This window comes from Cereibacter sp. Soil_C_27, assembly GCF_057657095.1.
Genome location: NZ_JBDGJD010000005.1, coordinates 50,555 through 69,732 on the forward strand (window position 1 = coordinate 50,555; position 19,178 = coordinate 69,732).

At 66.9% G+C, this 19,178-nt stretch carries 20 protein-coding genes and 2 riboswitches; of the genes, 11 read left to right on the forward strand and 9 right to left on the reverse strand.

Annotation, left to right across the window (positions count from 1 at the left end):
- The first annotated feature begins 50 nt into the window (after positions 1-50).
- From ihfB to trpB, 5 genes are read left to right on the forward strand one after another with little or no spacing between them, the layout of a single operon-like run.
- Complete coding sequence (ihfB, locus tag AC3A5Z_RS17640; protein WP_107664524.1) at positions 51-332, forward strand: integration host factor subunit beta; 282 nt, start codon at positions 51-53, stop codon at positions 330-332.
- 36 nt (positions 333-368) lie between these two features.
- Positions 369-728 (forward strand): LapA family protein, encoded by a 360-nt coding sequence (locus AC3A5Z_RS17645; RefSeq protein WP_487520632.1) that lies wholly within the window; start codon positions 369-371, stop codon positions 726-728.
- A gap of 3 nt (positions 729-731) precedes the next feature.
- Entirely contained in the window at positions 732-1,370 is a 639-nt protein-coding gene (locus tag AC3A5Z_RS17650; RefSeq protein WP_487520633.1) for a phosphoribosylanthranilate isomerase, read from the forward strand.
- Complete coding sequence (locus tag AC3A5Z_RS17655) at positions 1,367-1,819, forward strand: N-acetyltransferase family protein (protein WP_487520634.1); 453 nt, start codon at positions 1,367-1,369, stop codon at positions 1,817-1,819. The genes AC3A5Z_RS17650 and AC3A5Z_RS17655 overlap by 4 nt, the downstream gene beginning before the upstream one ends.
- Positions 1,820-1,824: 5 nt before the next feature.
- Positions 1,825-3,057, forward strand: coding sequence for a tryptophan synthase subunit beta (gene trpB, locus AC3A5Z_RS17660; RefSeq protein WP_487520635.1), 1,233 nt, complete (start codon positions 1,825-1,827; stop codon positions 3,055-3,057).
- Positions 3,058-3,112: 55 nt separating this feature from the next.
- Here trpB and AC3A5Z_RS17665 read toward each other — a convergent pair whose 3' ends face one another.
- Positions 3,113-3,487, reverse strand: a complete 375-nt coding sequence (locus AC3A5Z_RS17665; RefSeq protein ID WP_487520636.1) for a DUF2237 family protein — start codon at positions 3,485-3,487, stop codon at positions 3,113-3,115.
- A 215-nt stretch (positions 3,488-3,702) separates the two neighbouring features.
- On the opposite strand from AC3A5Z_RS17665, the gene AC3A5Z_RS17670 reads away from it, so the two are divergent.
- Positions 3,703-4,923, forward strand: coding sequence for a urate hydroxylase PuuD (locus AC3A5Z_RS17670; RefSeq protein ID WP_487520637.1), 1,221 nt, complete (start codon positions 3,703-3,705; stop codon positions 4,921-4,923).
- Between the two features lies 1 nt (position 4,924).
- Here the strand turns inward: AC3A5Z_RS17670 and AC3A5Z_RS17675 are convergent, their stop codons facing one another.
- Positions 4,925-5,329 carry a metallopeptidase family protein gene (locus tag AC3A5Z_RS17675; protein ID WP_136791308.1) on the reverse strand — a complete coding sequence of 135 codons (405 nt, stop codon included), beginning with the start codon at positions 5,327-5,329 and terminating at the stop codon, positions 4,925-4,927.
- A gap of 111 nt (positions 5,330-5,440) precedes the next feature.
- Here AC3A5Z_RS17675 and gltX point away from each other — a divergent pair, with 111 nt between their 5' ends.
- From gltX to gcvP, 5 genes are all read left to right on the forward strand, one after another.
- Complete coding sequence (gltX, locus tag AC3A5Z_RS17680; RefSeq protein WP_487520638.1) at positions 5,441-6,766, forward strand: glutamate--tRNA ligase; 1,326 nt, start codon at positions 5,441-5,443, stop codon at positions 6,764-6,766.
- 166 nt (positions 6,767-6,932) lie between these two features.
- A riboswitch (glycine riboswitch) is annotated at positions 6,933-7,030 on the forward strand.
- 4 nt (positions 7,031-7,034) lie between these two features.
- Positions 7,035-7,098: riboswitch (glycine riboswitch) on the forward strand.
- A 75-nt stretch (positions 7,099-7,173) separates the two neighbouring features.
- Complete coding sequence (gene gcvT / locus AC3A5Z_RS17685) at positions 7,174-8,307, forward strand: glycine cleavage system aminomethyltransferase GcvT (protein WP_487520639.1); 1,134 nt, start codon at positions 7,174-7,176, stop codon at positions 8,305-8,307.
- An 11-nt stretch (positions 8,308-8,318) separates the two neighbouring features.
- On the forward strand, positions 8,319-8,675 hold the full coding sequence (gcvH, locus tag AC3A5Z_RS17690) for a glycine cleavage system protein GcvH (protein ID WP_487520640.1): 357 nt from the start codon (positions 8,319-8,321) through the stop codon (positions 8,673-8,675).
- Between the two features lie 4 nt (positions 8,676-8,679).
- Positions 8,680-9,060, forward strand: coding sequence for a RidA family protein (locus AC3A5Z_RS17695; protein ID WP_487520641.1), 381 nt, complete (start codon positions 8,680-8,682; stop codon positions 9,058-9,060).
- 24 nt (positions 9,061-9,084) lie between these two features.
- A complete protein-coding gene (gcvP, locus tag AC3A5Z_RS17700; RefSeq protein WP_487520642.1) occupies positions 9,085-11,922 on the forward strand; it encodes an aminomethyl-transferring glycine dehydrogenase in 2,838 nt (945 codons plus the stop codon).
- Between the two features lie 39 nt (positions 11,923-11,961).
- Here gcvP and AC3A5Z_RS17705 read toward each other — a convergent pair whose 3' ends face one another.
- The 7 genes from AC3A5Z_RS17705 to AC3A5Z_RS17735 form a co-directional block, all read right to left on the reverse strand.
- Positions 11,962-14,163 carry a 3-hydroxyacyl-CoA dehydrogenase NAD-binding domain-containing protein gene (locus tag AC3A5Z_RS17705; protein ID WP_487520643.1) on the reverse strand — a complete coding sequence of 734 codons (2,202 nt, stop codon included), beginning with the start codon at positions 14,161-14,163 and terminating at the stop codon, positions 11,962-11,964.
- Positions 14,164-14,218: 55 nt separating this feature from the next.
- A complete protein-coding gene (locus AC3A5Z_RS17710; RefSeq protein WP_487520644.1) occupies positions 14,219-14,689 on the reverse strand; it encodes a cupin domain-containing protein in 471 nt (156 codons plus the stop codon).
- On the reverse strand, positions 14,689-15,900 hold the full coding sequence (locus AC3A5Z_RS17715; RefSeq protein ID WP_487520645.1) for an acetyl-CoA C-acetyltransferase: 1,212 nt from the start codon (positions 15,898-15,900) through the stop codon (positions 14,689-14,691). The genes AC3A5Z_RS17710 and AC3A5Z_RS17715 overlap by 1 nt, the downstream gene beginning before the upstream one ends.
- Before the next feature lie 13 nt (positions 15,901-15,913).
- The gene (locus AC3A5Z_RS17720; RefSeq protein WP_487520646.1) at positions 15,914-16,555 is read right to left on the reverse strand and encodes a glutathione S-transferase family protein; all 642 of its coding nucleotides are present in this window, start codon (positions 16,553-16,555) and stop codon (positions 15,914-15,916) included.
- 133 nt (positions 16,556-16,688) lie between these two features.
- Positions 16,689-16,901, reverse strand: a complete 213-nt coding sequence (locus tag AC3A5Z_RS17725) for a hypothetical protein (RefSeq protein ID WP_487520647.1) — start codon at positions 16,899-16,901, stop codon at positions 16,689-16,691.
- Positions 16,901-17,347 (reverse strand): GFA family protein, encoded by a 447-nt coding sequence (locus AC3A5Z_RS17730; RefSeq protein ID WP_487520648.1) that lies wholly within the window; start codon positions 17,345-17,347, stop codon positions 16,901-16,903. Before AC3A5Z_RS17730 ends, AC3A5Z_RS17725 begins: the two co-directional genes overlap by 1 nt.
- 45 nt (positions 17,348-17,392) lie before the next feature.
- Positions 17,393-19,171: an acyl-CoA dehydrogenase C-terminal domain-containing protein gene (locus tag AC3A5Z_RS17735; protein ID WP_487520649.1), complete on the reverse strand. Its 1,779-nt coding sequence runs from the start codon at positions 19,169-19,171 to the stop codon at positions 17,393-17,395.
- Positions 19,172-19,178 lie beyond the last annotated feature (7 nt).

The window sequence follows — 19,178 nt, forward strand, 5'->3', positions numbered from 1 at the left end:
ATAAAACGCGGCGGCCTCTGCCAGGTCGACCGCCAGGGGGGACACTTCGGATGATCCGTTCGGAACTGATCCAGAAAATCGCCGACGAGAACCCGCATCTCACGCAGCGCCACGTCGAGCGCATCGTGAACACGGTGTTTGAGGAGATCATCGAGGCGCTGGCCAAGGGTGACCGGGTCGAGCTGCGCGGATTCGGCGCATTCTCGGTCAAGGCACGCGATGCCAGAGTGGGGCGGAACCCGAGGACGGGTGAAGCTGTAGAAGTTGAAGACAAGAAGGTTCCCTTCTTCAAAACCGGCAAGCTGCTGCGCGACCGTCTGAACGGCAAGTGAAGCGGCGACGCCCCTCTTTTTGGTGAGCAGGTCCCCATGATCCGTTGGTTGCGTATTCTCTTTCTCGTGGTGCTGGCGCTCTGCCTGCTGACGGTGGCCCTTGCCAACCGTGAGCCGGTGATGGTGCAGTTGATGTCGACGGAACTCGGCGCGCTGGTCGGGTTCAACTATGCCATCGAACTGCCGCTGTTCATCGTGATCTACGGCGGGATCGTCGCTGGTCTGCTGATCGGCTTCGTGATCGAGTGGTTCCGCGAGCACAAGCATCGCGCCGCCGTCCGCGCCCGCACAAAGGAGGTCAAGACCCTGCAGCGTGAGGTCAGCAGCCTTCGGGCCAATGTGAAGCAACCGCCGAAGGACGACGTTCTGGCGATCCTGACCCAGAAGGCCAGCTGATACATGGCAGATATCCGCGTCAAGGTCTGCGGACTGCGGACCGGGGCGGATGTCGCAGCGGTCGCCGCCTCGGGGGCCGCCTATGCCGGGTTCGTCTTCTTCGCGAAGTCGCCCCGGCATCTTTCCGTGCCGGAGGCGCGTGCCCTGGCGCTGGAGGCGCCGGTCGGGCTCGCGAAGGTGGCGCTGACCGTCGATGCCGATGACGCGACGCTCGACGAGATCGTCGAGGCGATGCCGCTCGACATGCTGCAGCTGCATGGCCACGAGAGCCCGGAGCGGGTGGCCGAGGTGCGTGCCCGCTATGGCCTGCCGGTGATGAAGGCTCTCGGCGTGGCGGATGAGAGCGATCTGCCGGCGATTCTGGAATATTCGCTGGCGGCGGATCAGATCCTGATCGACGCGAAGCCGCCGAAGGGCGCCGATCTGCCCGGCGGCAACGGGCTCGCCTTCGACTGGCGGCTGATCTCGGGGCGGCACTGGCTGCGGCCCTGGATGCTGGCGGGCGGGTTGACAGCTGGCAACATCGCCGAGGCGGTGCGACTGACCGGGGCGCGGCAGGTCGATGTGTCCTCGGGCGTGGAATCGGCGCCGGGGGTGAAGGATCACGCCCGGATCGCGGCCTTCCTGAAAGCCGCCCGATGATCCGCTTCCGTGCCGCGGAGCGCGAGGATGTGGCGGCGATCGTGGCGCTTCTGGCCGATGACAAGCTCGGCGCCGCGCGCGAGACGGCATCGATGGACACCTATCTCGCCGCCTTCGAGCGCATCGCCGCGTCCGACATGCAGCTCATCGTCGGGGAGGCGGAAGGGCGCGTGGTGGCGACCTATCAGCTGGCGATCCAGCCGGGCCTGTCGCTGGGCGGCATGACGCGGGCGGTGGTGGAGGCGGTGCGCGTCGCCGCCGATCTACGCTCGCAGGGGCTTGGTGCCGCGCTGATGGCCGACGCCGAGGCGCGGGCGCGCATGGCCGGGGCGGGGGTGATCCAGCTCACCACGCACAAGAGCCGCGGGCGGGCGCATCGCTTCTACGAGAGGCTCGGCTTTACCGCCTCGCATATCGGATATAAACGGACGCTTGCACCAGAGGAGTGAGCGCCATGGCCGATGACGGCATCAACAGCTACATGACCGGCCCCGACGAGCAGGGCCGCTTCGGCATCTTCGGCGGGCGTTTCGTGTCCGAGACGCTGATGCCGCTGATCCTCGATCTGGAAGAACGCTACGAATTCGCCAAGACCGACCCGGAGTTCTGGGCCGAAATGGACGATCTGTGGAAGCACTACGTCGGCCGCCCCTCGCCGTTGTATTACGCCGACCGGCTCACGCAGCATCTGGGTGGCGCCAAGATCTACCTGAAGCGCGACGAGCTGAACCACACTGGCGCGCACAAGATCAACAACGTTCTGGGCCAGATCATCCTCGCCCGCCGCATGGGCAAGACGCGGATCATCGCCGAGACCGGCGCGGGCCAGCATGGCGTGGCGACAGCCACGGTCTGCGCCAAGTTCGGCCTGAAATGCGTGGTCTACATGGGCGCGCATGACGTGGAGCGTCAGGCGCCGAACGTGTTCCGCATGCGGCTCCTGGGCGCCGAGGTGGTGCCGGTGACCTCGGGTCGCGGCACGCTGAAGGACGCGATGAACGACGCGCTGCGCGACTGGGTGACCAATGTGCGCGATACCTTCTATTGCATCGGCACGGTGGCGGGGCCGCATCCCTATCCGGCGATGGTGCGCGACTTCCAGTCGATCATCGGCAAGGAGGTGCGCTGGCAGCTGGCCGAGCAGGAGGGCGAGGGCCGCCTGCCGGACACGGTGATCGCGGCGATCGGCGGCGGGTCGAACGCGATGGGGCTGTTCTACCCCTTCCTCGACGATCCTTCGGTGCGGATCATCGGCGTCGAGGCCGGCGGCAAGGGTGTAGACGACCGGATGCAGCACTGCGCCTCGCTGACCGGCGGTCGGCCGGGCGTGCTGCATGGCAACCGCACCTATCTGCTGCAGGACGAGGACGGGCAGATCCTCGAGGGCTTCTCGATCTCGGCAGGGCTCGACTACCCGGGGATCGGGCCGGAGCATGCCTGGCTGCATGACATCGGGCGGGCGGAATACGTCAGCATCACTGACGTGGAGGCGCTAGAAGCGTTCCAGCTCTGCTGTGCGCTGGAAGGGATCATCCCGGCGCTGGAGCCGAGCCACGCGCTGGCCCATGTGATGAAGATCGCGCCGACTCTGCCCAAGGACCATATCATCGTGATGAACATGTGCGGTCGGGGCGACAAGGACATCTTCACCGTGGCGAAGCACCTGGGCTTCGACATGAAGATCTGATCTTGCACGGCCGGGGGCGGGTCGTCCCCGGCCTTGGCTGCACGTCCCGCAGCCGTCAGACCGGGTCGCTGGCGTAGGTCTTGAGCACGTCCAGCGGCACCACCTCCAGCGCTCGCGCATGGGTCGCCGCCAGCCGGACCTGAGGTGCCGCACCTTCCTCATGCGCCTGCAGGAAGCGCCCGGCGCAGAGGCACCATTGATCGCCGGGCTTCAGCCCCTTGAAGCCGAATTCCGGATGCGGGGTGCTGAGATCGTTGCCGAGGTATTTCGAGAAGGCGAGAAACTCGGCCGTCATCAGGGCACAGACCGTGTGCTGGCCGTGATCGGCGGGGCCGGTGTCGCAGCAGCCGTTGCGGAAGAACCCGGTCAGCGGATTGGTTGAACAGGGTTGCAACGTGCCGCCCAGCACATTCACGGATGGCTCTTTCATCGGCATCTCCTTCTCACCCGGTCACTCTAGGCCGGATCGGCGTCAATTTCACGTCTCCGCCGCAGCTTTCAGACGAAAGTCCGTGACCGTCTTGTGACCGCGCCACCCACAAGCCGGGCATTCCGCTGCGAAATCCCCGGCTGCGGTTGATCTTGCCGCGTCCTTGGGCAAGAAATCGGCAGATGCCCGCAGCGGGCCGCAGAGAGGATCGCCTGATGTACGATTACGCCGTGCTGTGGGAGTGGGTGCAGATCGCCGCCCGCTGGGCCCATGTGATCACCGCCATCGCCTGGATCGGGTCGTCCTTCTATTTCATCGCGCTCGACCTTGGCCTGCGCCAGACGCCGAGCCTGCCGAAGCTCGCTTACGGCGAGGAATGGCAGGTGCATGGCGGCGGCTTCTATCACATCAACAAGTACCTGGTCGCGCCGGAGTTCCTGCCCGAGCATCTGACCTGGTTCAAATGGGAGAGCTACGCCACATGGCTCACCGGCTTCTCGATGCTGGTGCTGGTCTATTACATGGGGGCGGAGCTCTACCTCGTCGATCCGAACGTGGCCGATCTGGCGGTCTGGCAGGCGGTGGCGATCTCGCTCGGCTCTCTGGCCTTCGGCTGGGTGGCCTATGACGCGCTCTGCCGCTCTCCGCTGGGGAAGAGCACGACGGGGCTAATGGTGCTGCTCTACCTGCTCCTCGTGGCGATGGCCTGGGGCTATACGCAGGTCTTCTCGGGCCGGGCGGCGCTGCTGCATCTGGGGGCCTTCACCGCGACGATCATGAGCGGCAACGTCTTCCTGACCATCATGCCGAACCAGCGCGTCGTGGTGGCCGATCTGAAGGCGGGCCGGACACCGGACGCGCGCTATGGCCAGATCGCAAAGCAGCGCAGCCTGCACAACAACTACCTGACGCTGCCGGTCATCTTCCTGATGCTGTCGAACCACTACCCGCTGATCTTCGCCACCGACTACAACTGGCTGATCGCCAGCCTCGTCTTCCTGATGGGGGTGACGATCCGGCACTGGTTCAACACCAAGCATGCGCGCAAGGGCAACCCGCATTGGACATGGGCGGTGACGGTGGTGATTTTCCTCGTGATTGCCTGGCTGTCCTCTGTGCCGATGCAGGCACAACAGCAGGCGGCGCTGCAGGGCGAGGCGCTGCGCTTTGCCGAAGCGCCGGGGTTCGAGGAGGTGACGGGCATCGTGCAGGGACGCTGCTCGATGTGCCACGCCGCCGAGCCGGGCTGGGAGGGGATGCACTGGGCGCCCAAGGGCGTGCATCTGGAAACGCCGGAGCAGATCGCGCATGAGGCGCGGCGGATCTACATGCAGGCCGGGATCACCCATGCCATGCCGCCCGCCAACCTGAGCTACATGGAGCCGCCGGAGCGCGCGGCCATCGTCGCGTGGTTCCGAGCGGCCGAGGCGGGCTGAATTATTCCCACCAAGGGTCGATGGCGGCGATGTCGTCGTCGGACCAGCCGAAGTGATGCGCGAGCTCGTGGACCATCACATGGCTGACCAGATCGCCGATGCTGACATTGCCCCGATCCACCCATTCGTCGAGGATCGGGCGGCGGAACAGCCAGATGACATCGGGCTGCAGCGGCTGGTCCATCACTGATTTCTCGGTCATCGGCACGCCCTCGTAGAGGCCGGTCAGTTCGAACGGGTCGTCGATCTCCATCGAGGTCAGGATCTCGTCGGAGGGAAACTCCTCCACCCGCAGGAGGATCGCGGCGGCGGCGACGCGATACGGCTCCGGCAGCGCGCGGACCGTTTCCCGCGCGAGGTCTTCGATCAGGGCGAGGTCGGGCGCGAGCGCGTCATGCGGTGTCATGCGCTAAGGATAGCAGGACCGGGGCCGCAGGGAAGGGGCCGCAGGCGGGCTCCCCGCGATATGGACAATTTGCGCATGCTGTGAGACAGCAAAGGCGATCAGGAGAACGCCATGACCACCGTAACCCGTTTCGCCCCGTCCCCCACCGGATATATCCATGTGGGCAATCTGCGCACCGCACTGATGAACTGGATGATCGCCCGAAAGAACGGCGGCACTTTCATCCTGCGGCTGGACGATACCGATCAGGAACGCTCGAAGCAGGAATATTCCGACGGGATCATGGAAGATCTCGAATGGCTCGGCCTGACCTGGGACCGGGTGGAGCGGCAGTCGGCGCGGCTCGACCGCTATGCCGAGGCGGCGGATCAGCTGCGTGGCGCCGGGCGGTTCTACGAATGTTTCGAGAGCCCGGTCGAGCTGGACCTGAAGCGCAAGAAGCAGCTGAACATGGGCAAGCCGCCGGTCTATGACCGCGCGGCGCTGCGGCTGACCGAGGCGGAGAAGGCCGAGTTGCGCAAGGAGCGCGGCGGCTACTGGCGCTTCGAGCTGGTGCAGGAGCGGATCGAGTGGGAGGACGGCATCCTCGGCCCGATCTCGATCGATGCGGCCTCGGTGTCGGACCCGGTACTGATCCGGGCCGACGGGCAGGTGCTGTATACCTTCGCCTCCTCGGTGGACGATATCGACATGGGCGTGACCTCGATCGTGCGGGGGGCGGACCATGTGACCAACACCGCGACGCAGATCCAGATCATGCAGGCGATGGGCGGCACGCCGCCCGCCTTCGCGCACCACTCGCTGCTCACCGGGCCGCAGGGCGAGGCGCTGTCGAAGCGGCTCGGCACGCTCAGCCTGCGCGACCTGCGCGCGCGGGGGGTGGAGCCGCTGGCGCTGCTGTCGCTGATGGCGCGGCTCGGGTCGTCGAAGCCGGTCGAGGTGGCGTCGAGCCACGACGAGCTGATCGCGGGCTTCGATGTGTCGAGCTTCGGCGCGGCACCGACCAAGTTCGACGCCGAAGACCTGTTCCCGCTGACGCGGCATGTGGTGCAGGCGATGCCTTTCTCCCAAGTCGCGGACCGCATCCGCGCGCTCGGCGTGCCGGACGATCTGGCCGAGGGCTTCTGGCGGGTGGCCAAGGACAACATCACCGTGCTGGACGATCTCGGCGCCTGGTGGGTGCTGTTCCGCGACGGGGCCGAGCCGATGATCGAGCCGGAGGATGCCGAGTTCATCGCGCAGGCCATGACCCTGCTGCCGGAAGGGCCCTATACCCAGGCGACCTGGGGCGAGTGGACCGCGGCGGTGAAGGAGGCGACGGGGCGCAAGGGCAAGGGGCTGTTCATGCCGCTGCGCAAGGCGCTGACGGGCCAGGCGCACGGGCCGGAGATGGCCGATGTGATGCCGCTGTTGCAGACCGTGCGCGCCAAGGGCTGACGTTGGGAGATCTGGATGGACATGAGGGGAGGCCGTGAGGTCTCCCCTTTTGCGTGCATTCCGGGCGGCGTGGTCGCTTTTGCCGCAGCCGCATGTCGCCTTTTCCCGACGATGCGTCGTCTTTCGATTTGGGCTTGCCTTGCGCTTGTGGCGCGGGCTAGGTGGTCGCGTCAGTTCGGGAGAATCCGGGGCGGGAAACCGCGCCGGTGCCGAAGGAGCAACCGCCCCGGTAAACTCTCAGGCGCAAGGGACCGTTCTGACACAGGAACTCTGGAGAGTGGCGCCATGCGCGCCCGCCGACGGGATAACGATCTCAGGCGCAAGGGACAGAGGGGGCATCGTGGGACAGGCCGTGGCCTGTCCGGGCGGTGCCGCGCATTGGGCCGGCGCCATACAGGAGGGGCGGCGTGAGCGATCTTGACACGGGGCTGAAGCGGCTGGCGCTGCACGATCTGCATGTTTCTCAGGGCGCCAAGATGGTGCCCTTCGCCGGCTACGAAATGCCGGTGCAATACCCGATGGGCGTGATGAAGGAGCACCTTCACACCCGCGCCGAGGCCGGGCTCTTCGACGTCAGCCACATGGGCCAGATCCTGCTGCGCCCGACGCATGGCATGGAGGTGCTCTGCCTCGCCTTCGAGACGCTGATGCCGGTCGATGTGCTGGGGCTGAAGCAGGGCCGCCAGCGCTACGGGCTTCTGACCAACGACACCGGCGGCATTCTGGACGATCTGATGTTCGCCCATCGCGCCGAGGATCTCTTCGTCGTGGTGAACGCGGCCTGCGTTGCCGCCGACACCGCGCATCTGCGCGACTATCTGTCGGATGTCTGCGAGCTTGTCAGCCTGCAGGACCGCGGCCTGCTGGCGTTGCAGGGCCCCAAGGCCGAGACGGCACTTGCGCGGCTGGTGCCCGGGGTGGCGGCGATGCGCTTCATGGACGTGATCTCGGCGGAATATGAGGGCGCGGAGCTGTGGATCTCGCGCTCGGGCTATACCGGCGAGGACGGGTTCGAGATCTCGGTGCCCGAGACGGTGCTGACCGGCTTTGCCGAGGCGCTGCTGGCGATGCCCGAGGTGGCGGCCATCGGTCTTGGCGCGCGCGACTCGCTGCGGCTGGAGGCGGGGCTCTGCCTTTATGGTCATGACATCGACACCACGACCTCGCCGGTTGAGGCCGGGCTCGATTGGGCGATCCAGAAGGTGCGGCGGAGCGGCGGGCCGCGCGAGGCCAATTTCCCCGGCGATCTGCGCATCCTGAAGGAACTGGACGAGGGCCCCGAACGTCTGCGTGTCGGGCTGCTGCCCGAGGGCCGTGCGCCGATGCGCGAGGGCACCGAGCTTTTCGCCAGCGACGGCACGCCCATCGGCACCGTCACCTCCGGCGGTTTCGGCCCCTCGGTTGGCGCGCCGATCGCCATGGGCTATGTCGCCGCCTCGCATGCCAAGCCCGGCGAGATGCTTCTGGGCGAGGTGCGCGGCAAGCGGTTGCCCGTGACCGTCTGCCCGCTTCCCTTCCGACACTCCACCTACAAACGCTAAGGACGATGGCGATGAAATACACCAAGGAACACGAATGGCTGCGCGTCGAGGGCGATCTGGTCGTCGTCGGCATCACCGAACATGCGGCCGAGCAGCTGGGCGATGTGGTGTTCGTCGAACTGCCGGAAGTCGAGACCATGGTCGCCGAGGGTGACGAGGTGGCGGTGATCGAAAGCGTGAAGGCCGCCTCCGACATCCTCGCCCCGGTGGATGGCGAGATTGTCGCGGTGAACGAGAAGCTGGTCGACAGGCCCGGTCTGGTGAACGACGATCCGACCGCCGCCTGGTTCTTCAAGATCAAGGTCGACGATCTGGGCGTGCTGGACGACTTCATGGACGAAGACGAGTACCAAGACCTCATAGGGTGACATCATGAACATTCACGAGATCAACGCCCCGGACGCTCCGGCGGCGAACGGATACGCACAGGCCATGGTCGTGCCGGGCCCGGCACGCATCCTGTTCATCAGCGGCCAGATCCCCGCGGACCGCGAGGGCAATCTGCCCGAGAGCTTCGAGGATCAGGCGCGGCAGTGCTGGGCCAACCTCTTTGCCCAGCTGCGCGCCGGCGGCATGACGGTCGACAATCTGGTGAAGGTGACGGTCTTCCTGGCCGACGCCAGCCTCGTGCCCGCCAATCGCGTGGTCCGCGCCGAGATGCTGGCGGGCAAGCACATGGCGCTGAGCACGGTGATCGCCGGGCTGGTCGATGACCGCTGGTTTCTCGAGATCGAGGCCGTGGCTGCGGCCTGAGCCTCTTCGGATAGGATGAACGACGTGACCTACACCCCCACAGACTACAACGCCTACGATTTCGCCAATCGCCGCCACATCGGGCCCTCGCCCTCCGAGATGGACGAGATGCTGCGCGTCGTGGGGGTGGGCTCGCTCGACGAGCTGATCGGCCAGACCGTGCCCGACACGATCCGGCAGAAGGACCCGCTGATCTGGGAGCCGCTGGCCGAGCATGAGCTGCTGGCGAAGATGCGCGCCGTGGCGGCGAAGAACCGGGTGATGGCCTCGCTGATCGGGCAGGGCTATTACGGCACGGTGACGCCGCCGGCGATCCAGCGCAACATCCTGGAAAACCCGGCGTGGTATACGGCCTACACGCCCTACCAGCCCGAAATCGCCCAAGGCAGGCTCGAGGCGCTGCTGAACTACCAGACCATGGTGGCCGATCTCACCGGCCTGCCGGTGGCCAATGCCTCGCTTCTGGACGAGGCGACGGCGGCGGCGGAGGCGATGACCATGGCCGAGCGGTCGGCCAAGTCGAAGGCCAAGGCCTTCTTCATCGATCAGGACTGCCATCCGCAGACCATTGCCGTGATCCGCACCCGCGCCGAGCCGCTGGGCATCGCGGTGGTGGTGGGCGATCCGGCCGAGATGGTGGCCGCCGAGGTCTTCGGCGCGATCTTCCAGTATCCCGGCACGCATGGCCATGTGCGCGACTTCACCGCGGAGATCGCCGCGCTGCACGAGGCCAAGGCGATTGCCGTGGTGGCGACCGACCTTCTGGCGCTGTGCCTCTTGAAGGAGCCCGGTGCGATGGGGGCGGATATCGCCATCGGCTCGTCGCAGCGCTTCGGGGTGCCGATGGGCTATGGCGGGCCGCATGCCGCCTTCATGTCCTGCCGCGACGAGCTGAAGCGCTCGATGCCCGGGCGGATCGTCGGCGTGTCGATCGACTCGCGCGGCAACAAGGCCTACCGGCTGGCGCTGCAGACCCGCGAGCAGCATATCCGGCGCGAGAAGGCGACCTCCAACGTCTGCACGGCGCAGGCGCTGCTGGCGGTGATGGCGAGCTTCTATGCCGTGTTCCACGGGCCGAAGGGGCTGCGCGCCATTGCGGAGCGGGTGCATTTCAATACCGTCCGTCTGGCGCAGGCGCTGCGCGACGCGGGCGCACGGGTGGAGCCCGAGGCGTTCTTCGACACGATCACCGTCGAGGTGGGCGTGGGGCAGGCGGGGATTCTGGCCGCGGCCCGGCATCGCGGCATCAACCTGCGCAAGGTGGGTCGCGACCGGGTGGGAATCTCGCTGGACGAGACCACCAACGCCGATGTGATCGCCCGGGTGCTGGACGCCTTCGGCATCCACGAGGCGGCGGCGGCGACAGTGGGGCTCGGCTTCCCCGAGACGCAGCTGCGCCAGAGCGACTATCTGACCCATCCGGTCTTCCAGATGAACCGGGCCGAGTCCGAGATGATGCGCTACATGCGCCGCCTGTCGGACCGCGACCTCGCGCTGGACCGCGCGATGATCCCGCTGGGCTCCTGCACGATGAAGCTGAACGCCGCTGCCGAGATGATGCCGATCACCTGGCCCGAGTTCGGTACGCTGCACCCCTTCGCGCCCGCGGATCAGGCGGCGGGTTATCACGAGGCGATCGGCGATCTCTCCGCGCGGCTCTGCGAGATCACCGGCTATGACGCGATGTCGATGCAGCCGAACTCCGGCGCGCAGGGCGAATATGCGGGGCTCCTGACTATCCAGGCCTATCACCGGGCGAATGGCGATCACCGCGACATCTGCCTGATCCCGGTTTCGGCGCATGGCACGAACCCGGCCTCGGCGCAGATGGCGGGGATGAAGGTGGTGGTGGTCAAGTCGGCGCCGAACGGCGATGTCGATCTCGACGATTTCCGCGCCAAGGCCGAGGCAGCGGGCAACCGGCTGGCGGCCTGCATGATCACCTATCCCTCGACGCATGGCGTCTTCGAGGAGACGGTGACCGAGGTCTGCGCGATCACCCACCAGTACGGCGGGCAGGTCTATATCGACGGGGCCAACATGAACGCCATGGTCGGGCTGGTGCAGCCCGGCAAGATCGGCGGCGATGTGAGCCACCTGAACCTGCACAAGACCTTCGCCATCCCGCATGGCGGCGGCGGTCCGGGCATGGGGCCGATCGGGGTGAAGGCGCATCTGGCGCCCTATCTGCCGGGGCATCCGGAGACGGGGGGCGAGGAAGGGCCGGTTTCGGCGGCGCCCTATGGCTCGGCCTCGATCCTGCTGATCTCCTGGGCCTATTGCCTGATGATGGGCGGGGCGGGGCTGACGCAGGCGACACGGGTGGCGATCCTCAATGCCAACTACATCGCGGCGCGGCTGCGCGGGTCTTACGATGTGCTCTTCATGGGCAACCGGGGGCGGGTGGCGCATGAGTGCATCCTCGACACCCGGCCCTTCGCCGAGGCGGGCGTGACGGTGGACGATATCGCCAAGCGGCTGATCGACAACGGGTTCCACGCGCCGACGATGAGCTGGCCGGTGGCTGGCACGCTGATGGTGGAGCCGACCGAAAGCGAGACGAAGGCCGAGATCGACCGGTTCATCACCGCGCTGCTGGCGATCCGCGAGGAGATCCGGGCGGTGGAGGCGGGCGAGATCACCGCCGAGGCGAGCCCGCTGCGCCATGCACCGCATACGGTCGAGGATCTGGTGGCCGAGTGGGACCGCAGCTATCCGCGCGAGCAGGGCTGCTTCCCCCCGGGGGCGTTCCGGGTCGACAAGTATTGGCCGCCGGTGGGGCGGGTCGACAATGCCTATGGCGACCGCAACCTGATCTGCATCTGCCCGCCGTTGGAAAGCTATCTCGACGCGGCGGAATGAACGTGTGCGCCTGCCCGGGGTCCGGGCAGGCGCTACACCTTAGGCGGCGCGGCTCTGCGGGGCGAAGCGGCTGTAGAAGCTCTCGCCCTTGTCAGCCATCTCGCGCAGCAGCTTCGGCGCGGCGAAGCGGTCGCCATGCCGCGCCGCCAGCCCGTCGCACAATTCCACCGCCCGCGCAGCGCCCAGCATGTCGAGCCAGCTGAACGGCCCGCCCGACCACGGCGCGAAGCCCCAGCCGAGGATCGCGCCGACATCACCCTCGCGGATGTCCATCAGCACGCCCTCCTCCAGCGCCCGAACCGCCTCCAGCCCCTGCACGAAGAGCAGGCGATGTTGCACCTCGGTCAGCTCCGGCTGCGCATCGGTGACCGGCCAGAGCCCCTCCAGCCCGTCCCACAGCCCCTGCCGCTTGCCCGCCGCGTCATAGGTGTAGAAGCCCGCGCTGGCCTTCTTGCCCAGCCGCCCCTGATCGGCCATGGCGAAGAGCACCGGATCCACCGCCCCGTCGGGATAGGCGTCGCCCATCGCGGCGCGGGTGGCCTTGGCGATCTTCACCCCGAGGTCGATCGAGGTCTCGTCGACCAGTTGCAGCGGCCCCAGCGGCATGCCGACCAACTTGGCCGCATTCTCGACCAGCACCGGCTCCACCCCTTCGGCCACCATGCGGATGCCCTCGTTGATATAGGGGATGATGCAGCGGTTGGCGTAGAAGAAACGGGCGTCGTTCACCACGATGGGTGTCTTGCGGATCTGGCGCACGAAGTCGAGCGCCTTGGCTACGGCGCGGTCGCCGGTTTCCTTGCCGCGGATGATCTCCACCAGCATCATCTTGTCGACCGGCGAGAAGAAATGGATGCCGATGAACTGCTCCGGCCGCTGGCTGGCCTTCGCGAGGCCGGAGATCGGCAGGGTGGAGGTGTTGGTGGCGAAGATGCAGTCGGGGCCGACGGCGGCCTCGACGCGGGCGGTGACCTCGGCCTTCACCTTGGGGTCCTCGAACACAGCCTCCACGATCAGGTCGCAGCCTGCCAGCGCCGCGTAATCGGTGGTGGCGGTGATGCGGGCCAGAACCTCGGCCTTCTTCTCGGCCGTCACCTTTCTGCGCTGGATGCCCTTGTCGAGCAGCGCCTCCGAATGGGCTTTGCCACGGTCCGCCGCCTCCTGCGCCGCGTCGATCAGCACGACCTCGATCCCCGCGTTGGCGCTGACATGGGCGATCCCGGCGCCCATCATCCCGGCGCCGATGACACCGAGTTTCCTCACCGACTGCTCGGGCAGGGCAGGGCGCAGCGCGCCCTTCTCAAGCGCCTCCTTGTTGATGAAGAGCGAGCGGATCATCGCCGTGGAAGAGGGGTTCATCAGCACATTGGTGAACCAGCGCGCCTCGATCTTCAGCGCCGTGTCGAAGGGCACCATCGCCCCTTCATAGACCGCGCTGAGCAGCGCCTTGGCCGCCGGATAGACGCCCATCGTCTTCGAATGCACCATGGCCGAGGCGCCGACGAAGGTCATGAAGCCCGCCGGGTGATAGGGCGTGCCGCCGGGCATCTTGTAACCCTTCTGGTCCCAGGGCTTCACCAGATCGGCTTCCTTCGCCGCCAGCACCCAAGCCTTCGCCCGGGCGAGCAACTCGTCGGCCGGCACCACCTCATCGACCACGCCCGCGGCCTTGGCCCCCTTCGGGTCCGACAGCTTGCCTTCCAGCAGCAGCGGCGCCGCCATCATCGCGCCCATCTTGCGCACCAGCCGCGTCGTGCCGCCGGCGCCGGGGAAGATGCCGACCATGATCTCGGGCAGGCCGATCCTGGCCTTCGGGTTCTCGGCTGCGAAGATGCGGTGGCAGGCGAGCGGCAGTTCCAGCCCGATGCCCAGAGCGGTGCCGGGCAGGGCGGCGGCGATCGGTTTGCCGCCCTTCAGGGTCTTCGGGTCCATCCCGGCGCGCTCGATCTTGCGCAGCACGGCATGCATCATCATCACGCCCTCGAAGACTGCCTTGGCCGGCTCCGCGCCGCCCTCCTCCTTCATCCGGGCGATGACGTTGAGATCCATGCCCCCCGCGAAATCCTTCTTGCCCGAGGTCAGCACCACCCCCTTCACCGCCGCATCGGCCAGAGCGCGGTCGATCATCCCGTCCAGCTCGGCAAAGCCCGCCAGCGACATGACGTTCATCGACTTGCCCGGCACATCCCAGGTGATGGTGGCGACGCCCTCGGCATCGACGGCATAGGTGAAATTGGTCATCTCGTCCTCCTCGCAGCCGGGGCTGCACATCTGTCTCGTCACCCAAGGCCGCGGTTCAGCGCGGCCCCTGCCACTCCGTCCCGTCCTTGTAGGTCAGCCGCACCGCGCCCTGATCGACCTCCAGTATCAGGTCGTGGTCGGAATAGACGCAGGTCTCGCGCGGGGCCCTGCTGCCGACCACGAGAAACCGCGCCTCGCTGTCGCTGCGGTTCAGGAAATGGTGGCCGTCGGGGTTGCCTGCCGGAAAAGCCGCGCAGTCGCCCGCGCGCATCACCGTCTCGCCCGCGTCCTGCACCAGCACGCATTCGCCTTCGGTCACCATGACGAACTCGTCCTCGGCATGGTGCCAGTGCCGCAGCGACGACATGGCGCCGGGCTGCAGGATCACCAGGTTGGCGCCGAACTGCGTCAGCCCGCCTGCGTCGCCCAGCCGGATCGATGAACGTCCGGCGACCATTTCGGCATAGGGCGAAGGATAGAGGGTTCCGGTCTTCACCGGACAGTTTGCGATATCGATGATGGGCATCACATCCTCTCGATGATGGTGGCCGCCCCCATGCCGGAGGCGATGCAGAGTGTGGCGAGGCCGACGCCCTTGCCGCTGCGTTCCAACTCGTCGAGCAGCGTGCCGATGATGATCGCCCCGGTGGCGCCGAGCGGATGGCCCATGGCGATGGCGCCGCCGTTCACGTTGACGATGCCGGGATCGACGTCGAAGGCCTGCTGGAAGCGCAGCACCACCGAAGCGAAGGCCTCGTTGACCTCGAAGAGGTCGATGTCGGAGACCTGCATGCCGGCGTCGCGCAGGATCTTCTCGGTCACCGGCACCGGGCCGGTGAGCATGATCGTCGGGTCGGTGCCGATCTTGGCCGTGGCGCGGATGCGAGCGCGGGGCGTGAGCCCGTGCCGCTCGCCGAAGGCCTTCGAGCCGATCAGCAGCGCGGCGCCTCCGTCGACGATGCCCGAGGAATTGCCGGCATGGTGAATATGCTCGATCCGCTCCAGATGCGGATACTTCATCATCGCCACCTTGTCGAAACCGGGCATCACCTCGCCCATGTCCTTGAAGGCGGGTTTCAGCGCGCCGAGGCTCTGCATGTCGGTGCCGGGGCGCATGTATTCGTCGCGGGACAGGATCGGCAGGCCGTTCTGGTCGCGGATCTCGATCACTGACCGGTCGAAACGCCCTTCGGCCCAGGCGGCGGCGGCGCGGCGCTGGCTTTCCACCGCCAGCGCATCGGCGTCGTCGCGCGAGAAGCCGTATTCGGTCGCGATGATGTCGGCAGAGATGCCCTGCGGCACGAAATAGGTTTTCATGGCAAGGCTCGGATCGACGGCGATCGCCGCCCCGTCCGAGCCCATGGCGACCCGGCCCATCATCTCGACCCCGCCGGCGATGTAAGCCTCGCCCGCGCCGCCGCGCACCTGGTTGGCGGCGAGGTTCACAGCTTCCATGCCGGAGGCGCAGAAGCGGTTGATCGAGAGGCCGGGGATGCGCTCGTCGAGATCCGACAGCAGCACCGCCGAGCGGGCAAGGCAGCCGCCCTGCTCGCCCACCTGGGTGACGTTGCCCCAGATCACATCCTCGACCGCGTGACCGTCGAGCCCGTTGCGCTCCTTCACTGCGTTCAGGAGCTTTGCCGACAGCGCCACCGAGGTCAGCTCGTGCAGCGCGCCTTCGGGGCGGCCCTTGCCGCGCGGGCTGCGCAGGGCGTCGTAGATATAGGCCTCGGTCATGGGGTCCTCCAGATCACGCGGTCGCCCGGTCCGACGGATTGCCGGGCATCAGGTCGTAGGGATGTTTCCACAAGGGCAGCGCCTCGAGCCGGCCGAGCCAGGCGTCGATGTTCGGCCAGTCGGCGCGGGTGAAGCCGAAGGGCTCGGGGTAGAAGAGATAGCCGCAGCAGGCGGTGTCGGCGATGGTCACCTGATCTCCCACCATCCAGCTGCGGCCGGCGAGGTGGTCGTTCAGCACGGTATAGGCCGTCTTCAGCCGGCCCTGCTGGAAGGCGATCACCTCGGCCGGGCGCTTCTCGGGCGGCAGGAAGTTCATCAGGAAGCGGGTGGAGCCCGCCTGTCCCGAGAGCTTGTGGTTGTCCCAGAACACCCAGCGCAGCACCTCGCGACGTTCCGCCGCCGAGCGCCCGCCGAGCTTGCCGGTCTTGGAGCTGACGTAGTCCTGGATCACTCCGGATTGCGTCAGCACCAGATCGCCGTCGGTGAAGACCGGCACCTCGCCCATCGGGTTCAGCGCCCGGAACTCCGGCGTGCGCGCCGCGCCGTTGAAAAAATCGACGAAGACCGGCTCCCACTCCATGTCGGCCAAGGTCAGGGTCAGCGCCGCCTTGTAGGCGTTGCCGGATTCGCCGAAGCAGTAAAGTTGGGCAGTCATGTCAGTCCCCTCCGCACCGGCGTTGCGCCGATTGTTGTCGTTGCTCCCAAAGTGGGTATCTGGGCCAGTAAGATGCCTCGGAGAAGCCGCCCCGGCCGGCATTGGTCATGCCCCTTCCGGGCTTGGCACCTCCTCATCGCTTGCGCGCCTCCAGTTCCGAGTTGAACAGGCGCAGGCGGTGGGTGAGGTTCTCTTGATCGGTCACCGAGGAGAAATTCTCGAAGAGGAAGGACAGCGCCTCGCCCTCGTCGAGCCCGGCCTCCTGGGCGAAGCGGCGCAGGTTGCGGTAGCCGTCCTCGGTCATGGCGACCGGAAAGCGGCGGGTGAGGCGCAGGCGCTTCGGCATCACGACTCCTCCGACTGGTGGGAGGTGACGCTGGCGACGAGCTCGGGGCGGGTCTCGCGGTCGGGGAGGGCGGCGATGTGGTTGACCCAAGGCGTGCGCGCCTCGACCCCGTGGTTCGCGGTCGGCGTGAAGGTGAAGCCGGGGGCGAGGCTGCCTGCCATGATCTCGGTCGTGTCTCCGCTGCGGTAGAACAGAGGCGTGCCGCAGGTGGCGCAGAAGCCGCGCTCGGCGAGGCTGGAAGAGGCCCAGGTGGCGGGGGTGCCATGCCAGACCACCTCGGAACTCAGCAGCTCCAGCAGCGGCACGAAGGCATTGCCGCTGGCGCGCTGGCACATGCGGCAGTGACAGAGCGTCGCCTTCTTCGGCCCCGCGGGCAGGCTGTAGCGGACGGCGCCGCATTGGCAGCCGCCCTTCGCCGCGGGTTCATGGCTCCAGCCGTCTCTCATCCGATCCTCCCGATCTCCTGGCCCGATCCTCTGGCCGGACCGAGCCTAGAACGCCTCGGCGGCGAGCGCCATGACAGGTTCGGCCCCGCTGCGGATGCGGGCAAGATGCATCGCCGTCGCCGGAAGCTGGCGCGCCATGTAGTAGCGCCCGGTGGCGATCTTGGCCTGATGGAAGTCGCGGTCCGCCGTTCCGGCATCGAGCGCCTCGATCGAGGCCTTGGCCATCCGCGCCCACATCAGCCCGAAACAGACATGCCCCATCATGTGCATGAAGTCGTAGGAGCCCGACAGCGCCGCGTCGGGGGTCTTCATGCCGTGCTCGGCAAAGAACATCGCCGCTTCCTGCAGATCCTTCGAGCCGGCCTTCAGCGGGTCGAGGAAGCCGGGCTTCAACCGCGCCTCGGCCTCGTTCTCCTTGATGAAGGCCTTGACCATGGCGAAGAAGGCCATGATCGGCTTGCCACCCTCGGCCGTCAGCTTGCGCCCGACCAGATCAAGCGCCTGGATGCCATTCGCGCCTTCGTAGATCATGGCAATCCGGGCGTCGCGGGCGAACTGGCTCATGCCATATTCCTCGATATAGCCGTGGCCGCCGAACACCTGCTGCGCCGCCACCGCCATCTCAAAGCCCTTGTCGGTCTGGAAGCCCTTGATGACCGGGGTCAGGAGCGAGATCATCCCCTCCGCCTCGGCATCGCCCTGCCGCACCGAGCGGTCGATCAGCTGCGCCCCCCAGAAGGTGAAGGCGCGGGCGCCCTCGACGAAGCTCTTCTGGTCCATCAGGTTGCGGCGGATGTCGGGATGCACGATCAGCGGATCGGCGGGGCCCGAGGTGGTGGCACCGCCCGAAACCGAGCGGCCCTGCAGACGGTCGCGGGCATAGAGCGCGGCGTTCTGATAGGCGGCCTCGGCCACGGCATAGCCCTGCAGGCCGACGCCGAGCCGCGCCTCGTTCATCATGGTGAACATGGCTTTCATGCCCTTGTGCAGATCGCCCAAAAGCCAGCCCTTCGCCCCGTCATAGTTCATCACGCAGGTGGCATTGCCGTGGATGCCCATCTTCTGCTCGATCTTGCCGACGGTCACGCCATTGCGCGCGCCGAGCGAGCCGTCGGGATTCACGAGGACCTTCGGCACGATGAAGAGCGACACGCCCCTGGTGCCCTCACCGCCGCCGGGAGCCTTGGCCAGCACCAGATGGATGATGTTCTCTGCCAGATCGTGATCGCCCGCGGAGATGAAAATCTTCTGGCCGGTGATGGCATAGCTGCCGTCATCCTGCGGCTCGGCCTTGGTACGCATCATGCCAAGATCGGTGCCGGCATGCGGCTCGGTGAGGTTCATGGTGCCGGTCCAGTCGCAGGTGACCATCTTCGGCAAATAGGTGCGCTTCTGCTCTTCCGTGCCATGGGTGTGGATCGCGGAATAGGCGCCGTGGGTCAGGCCCTGATACATGTTGAAGGCCATGTTGGCGCTCACGAACATCTCGTTCACCGAGGTGTGCATGAGATAGGGCAGGCCCTGGCCGCCGTATTCGGGGTCGCAGTCGAGCGCGGTCCAGCCGCCCTCCTTCATCGCCGCAAGCGCCGTGTCGAAGCCCGTCGGGGTGCGCACCACGCCGTTCTCCAGCCGGCAGCCCTCGCGGTCTCCCACCGGGTTCAGCGGTGCCAGCACGTCGCGCGCCACCTTGCCCGCCTCTTCCAGCACCGCCGCGGTGAAGTCGCGCTCCAGATCGTCGTAGCCGGGAATGCCGGTTTCGGTCACTTTCAACACGTCGTGCAGGATGAATTGCATGTCCTTGGCGGGGGCAGTGTAGCTCGGCATCGGTGTC